This window comes from uncultured Vibrio sp., from assembly GCF_947488985.1.
GTDB lineage: Bacteria > Pseudomonadota > Gammaproteobacteria > Enterobacterales > Vibrionaceae > Vibrio.
Genome location: NZ_CANLBV010000370.1, coordinates 1 through 261, shown reverse-complemented (window position 1 = coordinate 261; position 261 = coordinate 1). Strand labels below are relative to the sequence as shown.

Below are 261 nucleotides of genomic sequence, written 5' to 3'. Positions count from 1 at the left end.
GTGGCCAAAGGGAGCAGACTGTAAATCTGCCGGCACTGCCTTCGATGGTTCGAATCCGTCTCCCTCCACCATATTCTCCTTAATTGGAAAATCGAAAAGCCAACTCATTGAGTTGGCTTTTTTCGTTTCTGAACACGTTATTGAAAGCCCTGTCTTATCAGGACAGAAGTTAAAAACGCTTCTGTCTAATACCAATCTGGAAAATTAACTGGTCAGGTTAATCCAGTCTCTGGTGCACATTTTGGTAACTCTATCTGCACG

At 43.7% G+C, this 261-nt stretch carries 1 protein-coding gene; it reads left to right on the top strand.

What is annotated here, in order from left to right; genetic code table 11:
• The coding region (locus tag Q1A70_RS20670; RefSeq protein WP_299697708.1) for a hypothetical protein at nucleotides 1–208 on the top strand (208 nt) is incomplete at its 5' end.
• Between the last annotated feature and the right edge of the window lie 53 nt (nucleotides 209–261).